This window comes from Adlercreutzia muris, from assembly GCF_008831045.1.
Lineage (GTDB): Bacteria > Actinomycetota > Coriobacteriia > Coriobacteriales > Eggerthellaceae > Adlercreutzia > Adlercreutzia muris.
Genome location: NZ_WAJS01000007.1, coordinates 57,396 through 72,876, shown reverse-complemented (window position 1 = coordinate 72,876; position 15,481 = coordinate 57,396). Strand labels below are relative to the sequence as shown.

General features: G+C 67.2%; 14 protein-coding genes. 13 read left to right on the top strand and 1 reads right to left on the bottom strand.

Annotated elements, in window-relative coordinates:
• The first annotated feature begins 99 nt into the window (after positions 1 to 99).
• The 9 genes from F8D48_RS03420 (at position 100) to F8D48_RS03380 (ending at position 6,945) form a co-directional block, all read left to right on the top strand.
• Complete coding sequence (locus tag F8D48_RS03420; protein ID WP_151429963.1) at positions 100 to 501, top strand: 4Fe-4S binding protein; 402 nt, start codon at positions 100 to 102, stop codon at positions 499 to 501.
• 126 nt (positions 502 to 627) lie between these two features.
• Positions 628 to 915 carry a nucleotidyltransferase family protein gene (locus F8D48_RS03415; RefSeq protein WP_016308647.1) on the top strand — a complete coding sequence of 96 codons (288 nt, stop codon included), beginning with the start codon at positions 628 to 630 and terminating at the stop codon, positions 913 to 915.
• Positions 905 to 1,273, top strand: coding sequence for a HepT-like ribonuclease domain-containing protein (locus F8D48_RS03410; protein ID WP_135971637.1), 369 nt, complete (start codon positions 905 to 907; stop codon positions 1,271 to 1,273). The genes F8D48_RS03415 and F8D48_RS03410 overlap by 11 nt, the downstream gene beginning before the upstream one ends.
• Positions 1,270 to 1,965, top strand: a complete 696-nt coding sequence (locus F8D48_RS03405) for a DNA alkylation repair protein (RefSeq protein WP_151429962.1) — start codon at positions 1,270 to 1,272, stop codon at positions 1,963 to 1,965. The genes F8D48_RS03410 and F8D48_RS03405 overlap by 4 nt, the downstream gene beginning before the upstream one ends.
• Before the next feature lie 81 nt (positions 1,966 to 2,046).
• Entirely contained in the window at positions 2,047 to 3,378 is a 1,332-nt protein-coding gene (locus F8D48_RS03400; RefSeq protein ID WP_151429961.1) for a Y-family DNA polymerase, read from the top strand.
• Complete coding sequence (locus F8D48_RS03395) at positions 3,371 to 3,841, top strand: YolD-like family protein (protein WP_240806201.1); 471 nt, start codon at positions 3,371 to 3,373, stop codon at positions 3,839 to 3,841. Before F8D48_RS03400 ends, F8D48_RS03395 begins: the two co-directional genes overlap by 8 nt.
• A 10-nt stretch (positions 3,842 to 3,851) precedes the next feature.
• Positions 3,852 to 5,456: a DUF2130 domain-containing protein gene (locus tag F8D48_RS03390; RefSeq protein WP_151429960.1), complete on the top strand. Its 1,605-nt coding sequence runs from the start codon at positions 3,852 to 3,854 to the stop codon at positions 5,454 to 5,456.
• Between the two features lie 72 nt (positions 5,457 to 5,528).
• Positions 5,529 to 6,065 (top strand): type IV toxin-antitoxin system AbiEi family antitoxin, encoded by a 537-nt coding sequence (gene abiEi, locus F8D48_RS03385; RefSeq protein WP_151429959.1) that lies wholly within the window; start codon positions 5,529 to 5,531, stop codon positions 6,063 to 6,065.
• Positions 6,058 to 6,945 (top strand): nucleotidyl transferase AbiEii/AbiGii toxin family protein, encoded by an 888-nt coding sequence (locus tag F8D48_RS03380; protein WP_151429958.1) that lies wholly within the window; start codon positions 6,058 to 6,060, stop codon positions 6,943 to 6,945. The genes abiEi and F8D48_RS03380 overlap by 8 nt, the downstream gene beginning before the upstream one ends.
• A gap of 98 nt (positions 6,946 to 7,043) precedes the next feature.
• Here the strand turns inward: F8D48_RS03380 and F8D48_RS03375 are convergent, their stop codons facing one another.
• Positions 7,044 to 7,301 (bottom strand): hypothetical protein, encoded by a 258-nt coding sequence (locus tag F8D48_RS03375; protein ID WP_240806200.1) that lies wholly within the window; start codon positions 7,299 to 7,301, stop codon positions 7,044 to 7,046.
• 200 nt (positions 7,302 to 7,501) lie between these two features.
• Between F8D48_RS03375 and F8D48_RS03370 the strand changes: the two genes are divergently transcribed.
• From F8D48_RS03370 to F8D48_RS03355, 4 genes are all read left to right on the top strand, one after another.
• Complete coding sequence (locus F8D48_RS03370) at positions 7,502 to 7,828, top strand: HIRAN domain-containing protein (RefSeq protein WP_151429956.1); 327 nt, start codon at positions 7,502 to 7,504, stop codon at positions 7,826 to 7,828.
• On the top strand, positions 7,821 to 8,771 hold the full coding sequence (locus F8D48_RS03365) for an SEL1-like repeat protein (RefSeq protein WP_151429955.1): 951 nt from the start codon (positions 7,821 to 7,823) through the stop codon (positions 8,769 to 8,771). Before F8D48_RS03370 ends, F8D48_RS03365 begins: the two co-directional genes overlap by 8 nt.
• 165 nt (positions 8,772 to 8,936) lie before the next feature.
• Positions 8,937 to 11,666 (top strand): PD-(D/E)XK nuclease family protein, encoded by a 2,730-nt coding sequence (locus F8D48_RS03360; RefSeq protein ID WP_151429954.1) that lies wholly within the window; start codon positions 8,937 to 8,939, stop codon positions 11,664 to 11,666.
• On the top strand, positions 11,663 to 15,478 hold the full coding sequence (locus F8D48_RS03355) for a UvrD-helicase domain-containing protein (RefSeq protein ID WP_151429953.1): 3,816 nt from the start codon (positions 11,663 to 11,665) through the stop codon (positions 15,476 to 15,478). Before F8D48_RS03360 ends, F8D48_RS03355 begins: the two co-directional genes overlap by 4 nt.
• The last annotated feature ends 3 nt before the right edge of the window (positions 15,479 to 15,481 follow it).

The window sequence follows — 15,481 nt, the reverse complement described above, 5'->3', positions numbered from 1 at the left end:
AAAAGCCCTGTTGATCGGGGCTTTTCCTGCGTTTCGGCTCGTTTTGGAACGCGAGGGCGTCAGGCGGCTGCGTCGGCCGCTGTGGCCGAGCATTCCAGTATGCACCAGTACGCCGCTGGTCGGTCCGATGCGCTTGACGACGCCCGCATCGCCGAGCTTATCGGCGCGGTGCGTTCTGCACTCGACGAGGGCCGCGCCGCAGAGGCGCCTTCGGTGCCCGGGAAGCGGCCCTACGTGAAGGAGGGCGCGGTGCCGCTCGCGCCCAAGTACGCGGAATCGTGCCGCCGCTGCGGGCGCTGCGTGGAGGCGTGTCCCGTTGAGGCAGTGGACGCGATGACCCTCAAGACCGACAAGGGTACCTGCATCGCCTGCATGGGCTGCGTGGCGGTATGCCCTGATCGCGCCCGCACGGTGAACGGCCTTCTGGTGAAGGCGGCGGCGCTGGCCATCAAGAAGCAGGAGGGGGGCCGCAAGGAGGCCGAGCTGTTCTCGGTTGCGTGAGCCTAGCTCCCTGCACGCCTGTGATGCAATGACGCGTTCAATAGGGCCGGCTCTCCCTGTCGTTGCGAATGGTAAAATGTTCCTTAAGGAAAGTGCTCGCGCGGACAATGAGACGAGGAGGCAGCTATGCTTGCAGTCGCCGAAATCGCTGATGGAGTGAAGGAAGTTGCCGCAGATTACCCCGTCGAGCGCATCGAGCTTTTCGGTTCATATGCGCAGAATCGCGCTACCGACAACAGTGACGTCGACCTGCTGGTCGAGTTTACTTCGCTGGCGGTCTCTCTGCTGACGCTTTCGTCCCTTCGGCGAAATCTGGAGAACAGACTCGGTGTCTCGGTCGATCTTGTTCATCTTCCCTTGCCCGAGGGGTCTTTTCTCGATGTGGGCGAGACGGTGATGCTCTATGAGCGATAAGAATCTCGTTGTTCTTAAGAAGATCCTCGAAGAAATGAGCATCGCGCACTCGCTTCTCGGTATGCACGACGTTGACTCTTTCATGGAAGACGAGATGGCAAAGCGAGCTGTGTGCATGACGGTTATCAATGTCGGCGAGCTTATCAAGAATCTCGACATGGATTTTCGAGCCGACAATCCCGAAGTGCCGTGGAGGGACATGGCGGGCTTCCGTGATATCGCTGCCCACAAATACCAGACGTTGAGAATGGACGATGTGTATGTGACCGTGGCCGACGAGTTCCCCTCCATTGCGGAAGATATTCGGATGATTTGCGAAAGAGCCGAGGGGGAGGACGAGGCGAGGGACGATCGATGACGATTCAGGAGGATATCGAGACGTTCCTCGCCTTACATGCCGATGAGGGCTACCGCGCGTTTCAGGCGAAGCTCATACCGAATATCGACCCTGGTTCTATCATAGGCGTGCGCACGCCCGATCTGCGGAAGTTCGCGAAGAGGCTCGCCCGGCGCTCCGACGTGGACGAGTTTCTGGCGATGTTGCCCCATCGCATTTTCGAGAAGGCGCAGCTGCACTCGTTCGTCATCGTGCAGGAGCGCGACTTCGGTCGGCTGGTTGCGCAGATGGAGCGCTTCCTGCCCTTTGTGGACAACTGGGCCACGTGCGACCAGCTGTCCTGCCGCGGGCTTGCCGTCGACCCCGATGCCGCGCTGGCGAAGGTTCGCTCGTGGCTGGAAAGCGACCGCGAGTACACGGTGCGCTTCGCCATCGGGGTGCTCATGCAGCTGTTCCTCGACGAGCGGTTTCGGCCAGAGCACTTCGCATGGGTCGTCGGAGTTTCTCGCCCGGAGTACTACGTGAACATGATGCGGGCGTGGTACTTCGCCGAGGCGCTGGCGAAGCAACCTGCCGCCGCCGAGGAGGTTATCGTCTCGGGAGCTCTCGACGTATGGACGCACAACAAGGCCATCCAGAAGGCCGTGGAGAGCCGCCGCATTTCCCCCGAGCAGAAGGAGCGTCTGCGCGCCCTGAGGCGGCGGCTCTCTTGAGCGGACGGGCTTCCGCGTGCGCCGCGCCGAAATACCCGAGAATATGAGAAGCGAACCGATGTTCCATGATATACTGCGGTCATGGAACAAGAGCGCACATACGTTTGCATCGATCTGAAGAGCTTCTACGCCTCGGTGGAGTGCGTCGCGCGCGGGCTCGATCCCATGACGACCAAGCTCGTGGTGGCCGACCCCACGCGCTCGGAGATGACCATCTGCCTGGCGGTAAGCCCCGCCATGAAGGCGGCCGGCGTGCGCAACCGCTGCCGGCTCCACGAGATTCCGAAGGGGATGGAGTTCATCACCGCGCGCCCGCGCATGAAAACGTACATGCAGGTGTCGGCGGACATCTACGCCACCTACCTGTGCTACGTCTCGCCCGACGACATTCACCCGTACTCCATCGACGAGTGCTTCATCGATGCGACGCCGTATATGGAACTCTACGCCATGGATGCCCGCAGCTTCGCCGATGCCCTGCGGGCCGCCGTGAAAGCCGAGACGGGCATTCCCGCCACGGCGGGCATCGGGCCGAACCTGTTCCTTGCGAAGGTGGCGCTCGATATTGCCGCCAAGCACGCACCCGACGGCATCGGCGAGCTGGATGCGCGTTCCTTCCGCGAGCAGATCTGGCCCCATCGGCCCATTACCGACATTTGGAATATCGGCCCGGGCATCGCGCGGAGGCTGGCGAGGTACCGCGTGTTCGATCTGCGCGGCGTGACCGAGATGGATCCCGATGTGCTCTACGGCGAGTTCGGGGTGAACGCCGAGTACCTCATCGACCATGCCTGGGGCCTGGAGCCCTGCACTATCGCCGAGATCAAGGCCTACGAGCCCGAGACGAGCTCGCTCATGAACGGGCAGATCCTGCCCTGCGGCTACTCCTTCGGCGACACCCTCGTGGTCCTGCGCGAGATGGTGGACGACACGGTGCTCGATCTGGTGGACAAGCGCCTGGTAACCGACCACATCTCGCTGCATGTGAGCTACGTGCGCGATGTCCTGCGCGATGGCGCGGCCACAGGCGAGCTCTTCGAGGGTGGCCACGGTCTGCGGAGGGCCGACGGCCGCAGCGGCCCGCACGGGGGAGGGTCTCGCAAGATTCCCGAGCGCACGAACTCATTCGCGAAGCTGTTCAGATACGTGGAGGCGCTCTTCCGCGAGACGGTGGACCCGACGCGCACCATGCGCAAGATCAGCGTCGGCTTCGGCAACCTGGTGGACGAGGATCTGGCCACGGTGGATCTGTTCACCGATGTGGAGGCGGCCGCGCGCGAGCGGCGCCGCCAGGAGGCGGTGCTGGCCGTGAAGGGGAAGTTCGGGAAGAACGCCCTCATCAAGGGCACGAGCCTGAAAGAGCGCGCGCTCGGCCGCGAGCGCAACGAGATGGTCGGGGGCCATCATGGCTAGGGAAGGTGCCTTCGAGGGGCTTGTGTGGGAAGAGGTGCCCGCGCCCGACGGAGGCGCTGCGGGCGGAGGCGCCTGCGTGCCGGTGGCGGCGCAGCGGGGCGATCTGCCGGTTCCGTCCGACATCGACCGGCCCGTCCCCGCAGGGCTGGGGCGGCCCCACCCCGACCGGGCCCGGCAGTTCTCGCCCTTCGCCGCCTTGCGCGGCTATTACGATCTGGTGCGGGAGCGGGAGCGCGTCGTCGAGCCGCGCCGGCCCCTGTCCGACGTGGAGGCCCGCGAGCTCGGCGAGGCATTGGCCCAGGTGCGCCGCGGGCAGCTCGTTCGGGCCACTTTCTACGAAAATGACGCTTACCGAACCGTTGTTGGGACAGTCAGCCAGGTAGATATGATCTATCATGACTTATGGATTGTACGCGAGCGCATTCCCTTCGACGAGCTCTGCGCCTTGGAGGCGCTCCCCTGAAAGGACGATGATGAACGAGATCAAATGCCCCCATTGCGGCGAGGCTTTCACGGTAGACGAAAGCGGATACGCCGCCATCCTCAGCCAAGTGCGCGATCAGGAGTTCCGACGCGAGGTGGACGCCCGCGTCTCCTTGGCCGAGAAGTCCCGCGAGCAGGAGGTGGCCCTCGCGGTGACCAAGGCCGAGGAGGCCCTGCGCGCCCAAATTGCCGAGCGCGACGGACAGCTGGCCGCCCAGACCGAGCGCTTCAAGGCCCAGGCGAAGGACTTCCAGATAGCAGCGCAGGGCGAGAAGGCCGAGCTGGAGAAGCAGGTGGAGGCCCTGCGCGCCCAGCTGGCGGCGCAGGAGGAAACGCTTCGCCTGACCGCCGCGGCCGACCAAACGGCGCTGGTCAAGGAGCGCGATGAGCTCCGGGCGAAGCTGTCCGCCCAGGCGAGCGAGGCCGAGATCGCCCGCAAGCTGGCGGTGAGCGAGGCCGAGGCCGCCGGCGCCGAGCAGCTGCGGGCCGCCGAGCGTGAGCGCGATGAGCTGGCCCAGAAGCTGGAGAGCCAGCGGCAGCAGGCGTCTATGGAAACCCAGCTGGCGGTGCAGCGGGCCAACGCCGCCGCCAAGGACGCTCGCGTGGCGGTGGAGCGCGAGCGTGACGAGCTGCGCGCCCAGGTGGAACGCGAGCGCGAGGCGCTCTCTCGGGCCGAGGCGGAGCACAAGGTGGAGCTCGCCGAGAAGCTGAAGATGAAGGACGAGCTCATCGCCGACCGCGAGCGCGAGATCGAGCGCATCCAGGACATGAAGGCGCGACTGTCCACCAAGATGCTCGGCGAATCGCTCGAGCAGCACTGCGAGATCGAGTTCAACCGCCTGCGCCCCACGGCCTTCCCGCGCGCCTACTTCGAGAAGGACAACGAGGTGGTGGAGGGCACCAAGGGCGACTTCGTCTTCCGCGACTTCGATGAGGAGGGCAACGAGATCGTCTCCATCATGTTCGAGATGAAGAACGAGGCCGACGATTCCACGCACCGAAAGACCAACGAGTCGCACTTCAAGAAGCTGGACGCCGACCGCGCGAAGAAGGGCTGCGAGTACGCGGTGCTCGTGTCGCTGCTCGAGCCGGACAACGAGCTGTACAACGCCGGCATCACCGACGTGTCCTACCGCTACGATAAGATGTACGTCATCCGCCCGCAGTTCTTCATCCCGCTCATCACGCTGCTGCGCAACGCGGCCCTCTCGTCGCTTCAGTATCGTCGGGAACTGGCGCTCGTGCGCCAGCAGAACATCGACGTGACGAACTTCGAGGACCAGCTGGCCGACTTCAAGGACAAGTTCGGGCGCAACTACCGCATCGCCTCCGACAAGTTCCGCAAGGCCATTGAGGAGATCGACAAGTCCATCGACCATTTGCAGAAGATCAAGGACAACCTGATCGGCAGCGAGAACCAGCTGCGCCTGGCCAACGACAAGGCCGAGGACCTCACGGTGAAGAAGCTCACCCGCAAGAACCCTACCATGAAGGCCCTGTTAGATGAGGCCCGCGATGCGAAGGCGGCTGCTCGCGCCGACGAGGCGCCCGATGGCGAGGTCGTAGACGCCGAGCCCTTGGACGGGGATGTTTAGAGCCTTTCATCTATAGTTATCTCTACTGTTGTGTAGTAAAATTACTCTATAACGGTAGAGATAAGGATTCTTATGAAGCTATACGACGCGGATAGAGCGCTGGTCTCGTTCAAAAGCCGAAAGCGTGCATTTAGAACGCACGAGCTGTCCTTGGTGTTCGGCGAGGAAGGTGGGAAACTCCGCGGCACTATCGCCCGGCTGGTGAAAGCGAAAAGCCTGCTCCATATTGCCCGCGATTTGTATTGGCACAACAACGCGGAGGGGGGTATGGTGCCGGCTATCGAGGAGATTGCCGTCGCCCTCAGGCCAGGGGAGATGAACTACATAAGCATGGAGAGCGCCGCCTCTCTGTGGAGTGTTATCTCCCAGATCCCGGTAGGCAGGATCACGATCGTCACAACGGGGAAAGAGGGGGAGTTTCCCACTCCCTTTGGGACGGTTGAGTTCATCCATACGGCACGAAGCCGGCAATATGTGCTAGAGAATACGGTCGATTATCCCGGCCATGCTCTGAGGCTCGCTACAAAGAAGAAGGTCGTCGAAGACCTTCTTCGCGCGGGACGATCGATTGAGCTGATTGATTGGGAGGAGGTTGAAGACGATGAGTGAGTTTCAAACATTCTCGTTGAGTGTAGCGAAGGGAAATGGCATCGAGGGATTGCTGCCCGTTGTTGAGAAAGAGCTCATTCACTATGAGATTCTTGAGGCGCTTGGAAAATCTAAATGGCTTTCTCGTCTGAACTTTCAAGGAGGCACTTGCCTCAGGCTCTGCTACGGCTCTGCGCGCTACAGCGAGGACTTGGACTTCAATACGCGGGAAGACTTGAACGCGACGGACCTTGAAGGATTCAGGGATATTATCCGCGATAGCCTTAAGGGGAAGTTCGGCGTTGACGTCCGAGTGAAGGATCCGAAGAAGATCAAGCAGTTCGAAGGCGGCGGTTCCATGAAGCGCTGGCAGGTGGTGGTAGATACCGCACCCGAGCGACCGGACTTGCCTTCTCAGAAGATCAAGATAGAGATCGCGCGGGTTCCCTCTTACACGCGCGAGATAAGGCTTGTCACGGAGAACTACCCAGAAATTCAAGGCATGTACGGCAGCATTCCCGTCGGTTGCCAATCGCTCGGTGAGATTCTCGCCGATAAGCTCATCTCGTTCTCGCAGCAGGTGAAGACGCCGCGATATCGCGATCTCTGGGATATTCCTTGGATACTGCATCAGCCCAGTGTCGATCTGCCCATCGTGGCGGATCTGACGCTGCGCAAGGTGTACGACTATGGTGGAGGAAAATCGTCAGAAGAGCTACTCGCCGATGGTAGGCGACGCGCGGTTGAGTGCGTGCGGTCAGAGGCGTTCGTCGCTCAGATGAGCCGATTCCTTCCTCCGAAACTTTGGGAGAAAACAGCAAACCGACCTGCATATTTGGAGGCTCTGGGGAGGGTGCTCGATGAGGCCTATCGAGATGTTATGAGGATAATTTCGGCGTAGAAGGACCGAACCCAAGCGCTGGAACAGCGGAGAACATCTCAAAAGAGCGATTTCAGCAGTACGCGAAGACGACGGTGCCGAAGCGGCTCGCCTTGAGGCTATTTCTCCCGCAGCTTGAGGGCGGCGGCCAGGCGGCGGCCCTTGCCGCATTTGGGCTTCGAGAGCGGGCAGTGCTTCTTGCAGCAGGTGCAGTGCTCGATTTTAAGCGCGGCTTTCGCCTTCTCGCAGCCTTTGCAGCCGGCGGCGCCCTTCTCGCCCTTGCAGCCGGTGTGCTTCTTCTTGCGCTTGAGCGCGGCGGCCTTCTTGTCGCTGTCGGCCTTGCGGTGCTTCTTGTCCTTCTTCTTGGGATTCTTCACGGGGCTTCTCCTCGTCATCGGGCGCAGTTGCCTGTTTGAATGGCGGGCAGTGTACCATGGGTCCCGCCAGATAATCAACCATGGCTAACAATATGATGCCGTCTTGGCATAAGAATTCATAGCTGTACCAGAAAAGGGACACGCTAGACGAGGCTGCGGCGTAAGATGCTCTCAACGCATTCGACGAAACGGAGGACGCCATGGCAAACACAACATCATCGATCTGCGTCGTGGAAGAGACGACGGTGGCGGGCACGAGGCACGTGCCCGGAGTGGCCGAGATAGCCGAGGGCTATGCGAAAGGCGAGCGCTTCTCGCTCGTGCGCGACGCCGCGAACCGCTTCGATCCCTGGGCCGTGGAGGTGCGCGACGGGCGGGATCGGCGCATCGGGTATGTGTCCTGCGAGTGCAACGAGTTCGTGGGGCGCCTGTTGGACGGCGGCAAGTTGGTGGAAGGGCGCCTCACGGCCCGCGAGCAGGTGGGCGCCTGGTGCCGCCTGGTAATGGAGGTGCGTCTCAATGACTAGCGCCGTCGCTGCCTTGGGGCGCCGGGACGGCGCCATCACGCTTGCTCAGCGCACTGCCCGCGCCGTGTTCGGCTCGCCGAGCGCGCGCCGGGCCAACGGCGGGGCGAAAACGAGCTTTGTGCCCCAGGTGCTGCGCGGGCCCCGCTGGCGGTGCCGCCAGGCCGATGCCGGCGTGTTCGCGATCGACCGGCAGGGCGCGGAGGCCGCCGAGCGCCTGCCGCGCATCTGGGTGAGCGAGCCTGCCCAGGAAGGCCCCGGCCGAGTGTTCACGGCGTCTTACCCCGCCGGTCCCGACCGGGGCGGCTGGCGCGCCATGGAGCTGGCCGAGGCATGCTTCGCCGAGGCGCTGGGGCTGGTGGGGCAGGAGCACCGCCGCCGTCGCATCGACTGCTACCGGGCGGCGGAGATCCTGCTTCTGCATGCGGCGGCCCGGGGCAGCGTGGGGGCCCACTGCCGCCTCGGCATTATCTACGCCGACGATCTGTGCGAGGGGGAGTACTGGCGCGGGCTGCTGGAGTGCCGGGCGCTCCATGCCGCCGACACGCCCTTGGACGAGCGGGCCTATTGCCATTTCAGCTTCGGCGCCCTGCATGGTCACGGCGAGTGCGCGTGGCGCCTCGGCGAGTTGGTGGCGGCCGGGCGCGGATGCGCGGCCGATGAGGCCCGGGCGCTTTCGCTGTACCGTCAAGCCTTCGATGTGGAGAACGGGCGCATCGACGAGGACCGCGCCCAGACGGGCAACGCCGCCCTGCGCTTGGCCCGGGCCTTCGAGTGCGGGCGCGGCTGCGAGCAGAGCTTCCGCCGGGCGCGCACGTGGTACCGGGTGGCCGCCGTGGCCCTCGGGGCTGCCTTCGATGCCGGACAGTGGCACTTCAAGCGCGAGCGCCTGGAGGCGCGCCGCGGCGTGGCCCGCATGGCCCAGGAGCTGGCCGGCTGTTACTGAGCGCGCGAGGGCCGCAGTGGGGAAGCGACGGTCGGGCAGACGCAACGCGCCCATCGCCGCGCCCTCACGTCGGGTGCGCGGGTTCGCGGGAGGAGGGGACTGCCGAGGCGGCTCGCGGTTGGGGTACAATGGGCGTTCGGAACACCTACGAGGAAGGAGCGGGGCGTGCGCGAATCCGTCACGGAGCTCTACGCGACCATCGAGAAGGCCCATGGGGCCGCCAAGCGCGCCGCAGCTGTCGGCGAGGCGGCATCGCTCGGCACCGCCCGGGCGGCGCCGACCACGCTTGTGGCCGAGCTGTGGGAGCTGTGGGGCGACGGGCGCTCGCTTGTGAGCCGCGCGCAGCGGGAGCTGCTCGTGGGCGCCGCGCTGCGGCACCAGGAAGCTCTGGTGGCCTCGGCGGGAACGGCCGAGCTGCTCGCCCGGTTCTTCGCCCGATACGGAAGCGCCCTGGCACGCTGCGGCGAGGACGCCTCCCTGACCGAGCGGGAGCGCGCGGTGCTGCGGGTTGGTGCCGACTACCGCGCCGCCCTTGGGGAGGCTGCTCTCGTCGAGGCCGACGAGGCGGCACTTCTTCTGGCGGAGGGGGCCTGCGCCGGCGAGGTGCGCCTGCCCTCCGTCGTCGCGTCCGACCCGGTGGACGCGGGGCCGGGTGTGATGGCGCTGCTGGGCCAGTGCGGCTGCGCGGACGCGGGCGGCGGAGAGCCCTTCGCCGTCGGCGGCTTGCCCGTGGGGGTCGAGCTCTCCGTGCTTCTGGCCGCGGGTCCGGCAGCCGTGTCGGCGCTCGTGCTGGGCGAGCTGGGCCGGGCGTGGGGGGAGGGCGCGGCGACGGCCCTCGTGTGCGGCCCGGATGCCCGCTCGCTCTACGATCTGCTGGCGCCGTCTTTGGCCGCTGACGGCGCGGGCTGCGACCTCCGCTGCGCCGTGCCGTGGGAGGAGACGCTGGTCGGGCGGGCGTGGGGCGCCGTGGGGCGCCTCGGCTCCTCGGCGCGCCCCGCCGCGGCGGCTACCGACTTCGCCTACAATGCGCTCTCTGGCATGGACGGCGCGGGCGCCCGCCGCCTGAACGGCGCGCTGCGCGGCGACCGCCTCGCTGACGGCCCGGCAGCTGCTGCGCTTCTGCGCGAGGCCTCTCCGACCTTCGCCGTCTTCGAGCGGCTGCAGCGCGCCTTCTCCGCCAGCGGCGACGCTGTCGGACGCACGGCCATCGCCGCCGACCTCCAGACGCTCGCGCAGGCGGTGCGCGAGGCGCGGGGGCTCACGCCCGTCGAGCGCTCGCGGGAGCTCGCCTCTGCCGCCGTCGTTGCCGAACTGGCCGAGGCTGCCTGGTCGATGGGCGTTCCGCTCGCCGATGCCGGGGCTCTTCTCGCTTCCCGCCAGGTTTCCGTGAACGCCCGCGCTGCGGGTCGCGACGGCGTGCGCGTGGAGTTCGCCGAGCTCGACCGCCTGGCATCGCTTCTGCCGGAAAGCTACGACGCGGTGATTCTGGCCGATATGACCGACGCCGCCTTCCCCGCCGCCCAGACGCGGACGGCGCTGGACGGCTTGGCCCGGAAGCTGGGACTTCCCGCGCCGGCCGATGCCCTGGAGCGGCAGCGTCGCCGTTTCCGCGCCGGGAAGGACGCCGCGCGCCGCCGTCTCGGCCTCGTTGTGGTCCAGCGCACCGCCGGGGGAGAGGAGGCCTATCCCGCCTTCCTCTTGAAGGAGTTCGCCGCGGCGGTGGCCGACGATGCCCGTGCGGCCGCCCGGGCTGCGGGGAATGCCGACGAGGCGGCCTCCTGGGACGAGTGCGACGAGGACGCCTTCGGCCTTCCCGTTCCCCTTCTGCGCGGCGCGCATCGTCTCGGCGAGGACGATCTGCCGGCCTCGGTCGGTGCCGCCTTCGCGCCTGTTGCAGAGTGCGTGTCCCTGCGGGCGGTGCGCCGCGGCCGCCTCGACCGGCTCCATCTGGTGCGCTTCTTGCGCACGGCCGACGAGGAGGGGCGCGCCGTCGTCGTGCTGTCCCCTTCGGCGCTCGAGCTGTATGTGGGCTGCCCTTACGCGTGGTTCCTGGATCGGCGTGTCGGCGCGGCGGCCCTCGACGAGGATTTCGGCCCCTTGGAGAAGGGCAGCTTCGCCCACAGCGTGCTGGCGCGTTTCTACGACGAGGCGGCTCGGCGCGGCATCGCCCGCCTTGATGACGCCTGCGCCGCAACGTGGGAGCCGCTGTTCGAGGCGACCTTCGACGGAGTGGCCGCCGAACAGGCCACCCTCGATCCGGGAAGCGGGCGCTTGGTGGCGCTTACCGAGGCCGAGGGGCTGGAGCTTGCGCGTTTGCGCTCGCAGCTGCGCGAGAGCCTGCGCCGCCAGGCCCGTTTCGCGCCCTCGTTCGCGGTGCGGGCCCATGAGCACGTCATAGCAGCGGAAGACGGTGTGGACTACGCCGGCGTGCGCGTGAACGGCCGTGTGGACCGCATCGATGTGGACGAGACCGCCGGCCGCTTCGCCGTTATCGACTACAAGGGTACGGTGAGTGCCGAGTACGCCGCGGCCATGGGCGACGATGCCGAGGCGCCTCCCTTGCCCAAGCGCATCCAGGGGCTCGTCTACGCCCAGGCGCTGCGCCCCACCCTTGCGGGCCTGCACTGCGCCGGCGCCCTGTATTTGGCCTATCGCGCCCGCACCGAGAAGGACATGGTGGCGGGCGCTGCCGACACGGCGGTCTTCGGCGAGGACCCCTTCGTGGGCCGCTCCTCGATGGTGCCCATGAACTTCGACGCCTACCTGGATGCCGTGGAGGCGCTCGTGGCCGAGCGGGTGGGCCGCCTGTACGCGGGGGACATCGCCCCCGACCCGCGTTTTGCCGGCATCTGCTCTTACTGTCCGGCCGTGGGCTGCGAAAGGAGGCTCTCGTGAATCTCGACCGCTGCACCGAAGGCCAGCGCACGGTGGTGACGACACTTGACGCGCCGCTCATGGTGTCGGCCGGCGCCGGCTCCGGCAAGACCTTCACTCTCACTCAAAGGGTGGCCTTCGCCCTTTCTTCCGAGGCGGGAGGGGCCGGCCTCACGTCGGTGGACGAGCTTCTGGCCATCACCTTCACCACCAAGGCCGCCGCCGAGCTGAAGGGGCGCATCAAGGGGCTCCTTCTGTCCGAGGGGCTTGAAGCCGAGGCGCTGAAGGTGGACGACGCCTGGGTGTCCACCATCCACGGCATGGCCGCCCGCATCCTGCGCGAGCACGCGCTGGAGGTGGGGCTCGATCCGGCCTTCCAGGTGATCGGCGAGGTGGAGGCCGACGAGCTTCTGGCCGAGGCCGCCGAGCACGTGGTGGCCCGGGCGCGGGAGGCGGCCGCCGGGCCGGTGCACGAGCTCCTGTCCCGCGAGAAGCTTTCGGGCTCCTCGTTCAACGACCGGGGGGCGGTGGACTTCGCCCTGGCCATCGCCGAGCGCGTGCACGCCATGCCCCGCGGCTTCGCCGGGCTCGTCGATGCGCCTGCGCCCGTCTCGCCCTCGCTCGTGGTGCGCTGCGCCTGCGAGGCCGCCGCCGAGATGCGCGCGGCCGCCGAGGCGTGGTCGAAGCCATCGAAGACCAAGGTGACCTTCCTCGAGCGTCTGGAAGCGGCCGTGGAAGCCGCCGAGGCGTGGCTCGCGGATGCGCCCGCCGCCGGTTTCGCCGATGCGGGCTTCGACGCCGACGGGTTTGGTGCCGTCTTCTACGGCTTTCCCCTCACCACGGGGGCCGCGGTAGGCAAGGCCGACGCGCCGGCCTTCGAGGCGTGGCAGGAAACCATGGTGGAGCTGGAGCGCGAGGTGCGCGCGGCCCTCTCGGTGCGCTGGCAGGCCGCGGTGACCATGCTCGCCCGCGAGATCGAGGAGGAGTTCGCCCGCGTCAAGGGGCCCTCGCGCCTCGACAACGGCGACTTGCTCACGCGCTGCGCCGCGGCGCTTTCTGAGCACCCCTCCATCGCCGAGAGCCTGCGGGCGCGCTTCAAGATCATCATGGTGGACGAGTTCCAGGACACCGACCGTTTGCAGGTGGACATTATCGGCCGCATCGCGCGGCCCGGCTTCGCGAACGTGTGCACGGTAGGCGATGCCCAGCAGTCCATCTACCGGTTCCGCGGCGCCGACGTGAACGTGTTCACCGAGTACCAGTCGGATTTGAGGGCGCGGGCCGGGCAAGAGGCCCTCGTGCAGCTCGATTGGAACTTCCGCAGCCACGGCGACGTGCTGACCCTTGTGGAGCGCATCTTCTCCCAGCCGACGGTGTTCGGCGACGACTTCCTGCGCCTGGAGGCGAAGGGCGCGGTCAATAAGGAGCCCGACGCGCTCTTCGACGGCGGTGCCCGCCCGCGCGTCTGCCTGTCGGCGGTGCACTACCCGGCGCGGGGCTTCGACGCCTCCCGGGCGCGCGACGCCGGTGCCGAGGCGGTGGCCGAGCACTTCGCCGAGCTTGCGGCCGCAGGCGCTCGGCCGGGGCAGATGGTCATCCTACTGGGGAAGATGACCCACGCCCACCGCTACGCCGCGGCCCTGCGGGCGCGCGGCATTCCCTCCATGATCGCCGGCGGCTCGGTGTTCTCGCGCCTGCCCGAGCCGGCGCTCGTCTCGGCGCTGCTGCGCTGGGCCGTGAACGCTTCCGATGACGAGGCGCTCTACCAGGTGCTCGCCTCGCCGCTGTTCGCCATATCGGATGATGTGCTCTTGGCGCTGGCATCCTCGACAGACGACGACGGCTCTGTGCACCGGCGGCGGCTGTCGGCGGGCTTCCTCTCTTCCCGGGGGGAAGAAGAGGCCCGCGCGCTCGGGCTCTCGGAGAACGATCTGGCGGCCCTCGCCTTGGCCCGGCGCCAGCTTCTCGCCTTCGCCCGCCGCGCCCGCACTGGTGATGCGACCGGCGCCCTGCGCGGGCTTCTCGTGGGCTCGGGGCTGCTCGACCGTCTGCAGGACGCAGGGGTGGACGGCCTGGCCCAGGGCGCGAACTTCGCCAAGGCCCTGCGGCTCGTGGCCGATATGGAAGCGGCCAGCCAGGGCATCGCCTCCCTGGCCGCCGCCTTCGACGCGCACCTGGCCTGCGCCAAGGAGGCACCGGGTGCGCTGGCTGCCGCCGAGGGCGATTTCGTGCGCATCATGACCGTGCACGCCTCCAAGGGCCTGGAGTTTCCCCATGTGGCCGTGGCTGACCTGAAGGACGGCCGGGAGAGCGCCGGGCCCCTTGTGGTGGAGAACGTGGGCTCGCTCAGCTTCGCGGCGGCGAGCCGTGCTCCCGAGGGCCCGTGGGCCGACGCGGCAGCGAAGTACGACCGCCAGGCGAAGAAGCTCGGGCTCGGCGACGATGACGAGCTGCTCGCGCTCTTCGAGGACGCGGCATCGGCCCCCGATCGCTTGAGGGGGCTTTCCTGCGGCCGCCGCTACGGGGCCTTAGCGGCCTATGCGCGCGCTCAGGCCCTGGCCGAGGCGCGGCGCCTGCTGTACGTGGCGCTCACCCGTGCGAGCCGCTCGCTGTTCGTATCCATGGTGTTCAAGCGCGATCCGGCCAAGGGCTACGGGGACACGGGCATCTTCGAGGATATTCACGGCGCGCTGCCCTGGAGCTGCGAGGGGATGCGCGCGGTAAGCGAACTCGACTACGGCGGAAGCGCCCCGGCCCGGGTGGTTTTCCGCCAGCTTGGCGCCGAGGAGGATGCGGAAGATGCGGAAGCGCCGGCGGACGCGGGCGACCTTGGCGTCCCCTGCGCTTGCGACGGGGAAGGGGCCGCCCGTGCCGGCGTCGGCGGCGAAGGCGGGGGCGGCGAGAACCTCGGCGATGCCTTCGTCGTTGCCATGCGCGAGGAGCTGCCGGTGCCGGTGTTGCTTCCCTTCAACTTCGCCCGGGCGCAGCTGTACTCCTACACGTCGCTTTCGGGCACCCATGCCCACAGCGACGAGCCGGCGGCCGAGGACGAGGCGGGCCGTGCGGTGCCCGTTGCGGAGATCGCGGCCGGGGCTCTCGCGGAGCAGGAGGGGGACGCCGCCTCCGAATCGTCTGACGCCGACGTGCGGTCGCCCGAGGGTGCGGGGGCGCCCGACGCCGAAGGCGCAGACGGCGCTGCAGCCGCCGCAGATGCCACCCCCGAGAGCGCTACGGCCCTGGGCACCGCCTTCCATCGGCTCGCCCAGCAGGCCATCGAGCGCAGCGAGCAGGGGGCGCTCTTTACGCCGGGAGAGGCGGCCATAGCGGCTCAGATCCAGAAGGAGGGCCTGTCTGCCGACCAGCAGAAGCGCCTGCGCACGGCCCTCGCGCGCTGGCTCGCCAGCGACGAGGCCGCCCGCTTCGCCGCCTACGAAAACCGCGCCGCTGAGGTGCCCTTCATCGTGCAGGTTCCCGCTGTTCCCTCGGATGCTTCGGTTGCCGGAGCGGGGGAGAGCTTCTTCTTGGAAGGCGAGATAGACGGCCTGGCCGACAACGGCGACGGCGCGGCCTTCCTCATCGACTATAAGACCGGCGGCCGCGACGACGAGACCGCCGCGGAGCTCGATGCCAAGCATCGCCTGCAGGCCAGCTGCTACGCCTACGCGCTCATGCGCGCGGGCTACACCTCGGTGGAGGCCCACTTCCTGCGCATCGAGCGCCCCTCGGCCGAAAACCCCCGCGATCCGCAGATCGTGCCCTATCGTTTCGAAACGGCCGACCTGCCCGCCTTGGAAGCCCTTATAATCGGCAAGCAGAAAGAGGTGGCAACCTAGCGC

What these genes read in the sequence shown, in the direction of transcription:
- F8D48_RS03420 (WP_151429963.1), top strand. Translation starts at nt 100, where the DNA reads ATGCACCAGTACGCCGCTGGTCGGTCCGATGCGCTTGACGACGCCCGC.
- F8D48_RS03415 (WP_016308647.1), top strand. Translation starts at nt 628, where the DNA reads ATGCTTGCAGTCGCCGAAATCGCTGATGGAGTGAAGGAAGTTGCCGCA.
- F8D48_RS03410 (WP_135971637.1), top strand. Translation starts at nt 905, where the DNA reads ATGAGCGATAAGAATCTCGTTGTTCTTAAGAAGATCCTCGAAGAAATG.
- F8D48_RS03405 (WP_151429962.1), top strand. Translation starts at nt 1,270, where the DNA reads ATGACGATTCAGGAGGATATCGAGACGTTCCTCGCCTTACATGCCGAT.
- F8D48_RS03400 (WP_151429961.1), top strand. Translation starts at nt 2,047, where the DNA reads ATGGAACAAGAGCGCACATACGTTTGCATCGATCTGAAGAGCTTCTAC.
- F8D48_RS03395 (WP_240806201.1), top strand. Translation starts at nt 3,371, where the DNA reads ATGGCTAGGGAAGGTGCCTTCGAGGGGCTTGTGTGGGAAGAGGTGCCC.
- F8D48_RS03390 (WP_151429960.1), top strand. Translation starts at nt 3,852, where the DNA reads ATGAACGAGATCAAATGCCCCCATTGCGGCGAGGCTTTCACGGTAGAC.
- abiEi (WP_151429959.1), top strand. Translation starts at nt 5,529, where the DNA reads ATGAAGCTATACGACGCGGATAGAGCGCTGGTCTCGTTCAAAAGCCGA.
- F8D48_RS03380 (WP_151429958.1), top strand. Translation starts at nt 6,058, where the DNA reads ATGAGTGAGTTTCAAACATTCTCGTTGAGTGTAGCGAAGGGAAATGGC.
- F8D48_RS03370 (WP_151429956.1), top strand. Translation starts at nt 7,502, where the DNA reads ATGGCAAACACAACATCATCGATCTGCGTCGTGGAAGAGACGACGGTG.
- F8D48_RS03365 (WP_151429955.1), top strand. Translation starts at nt 7,821, where the DNA reads ATGACTAGCGCCGTCGCTGCCTTGGGGCGCCGGGACGGCGCCATCACG.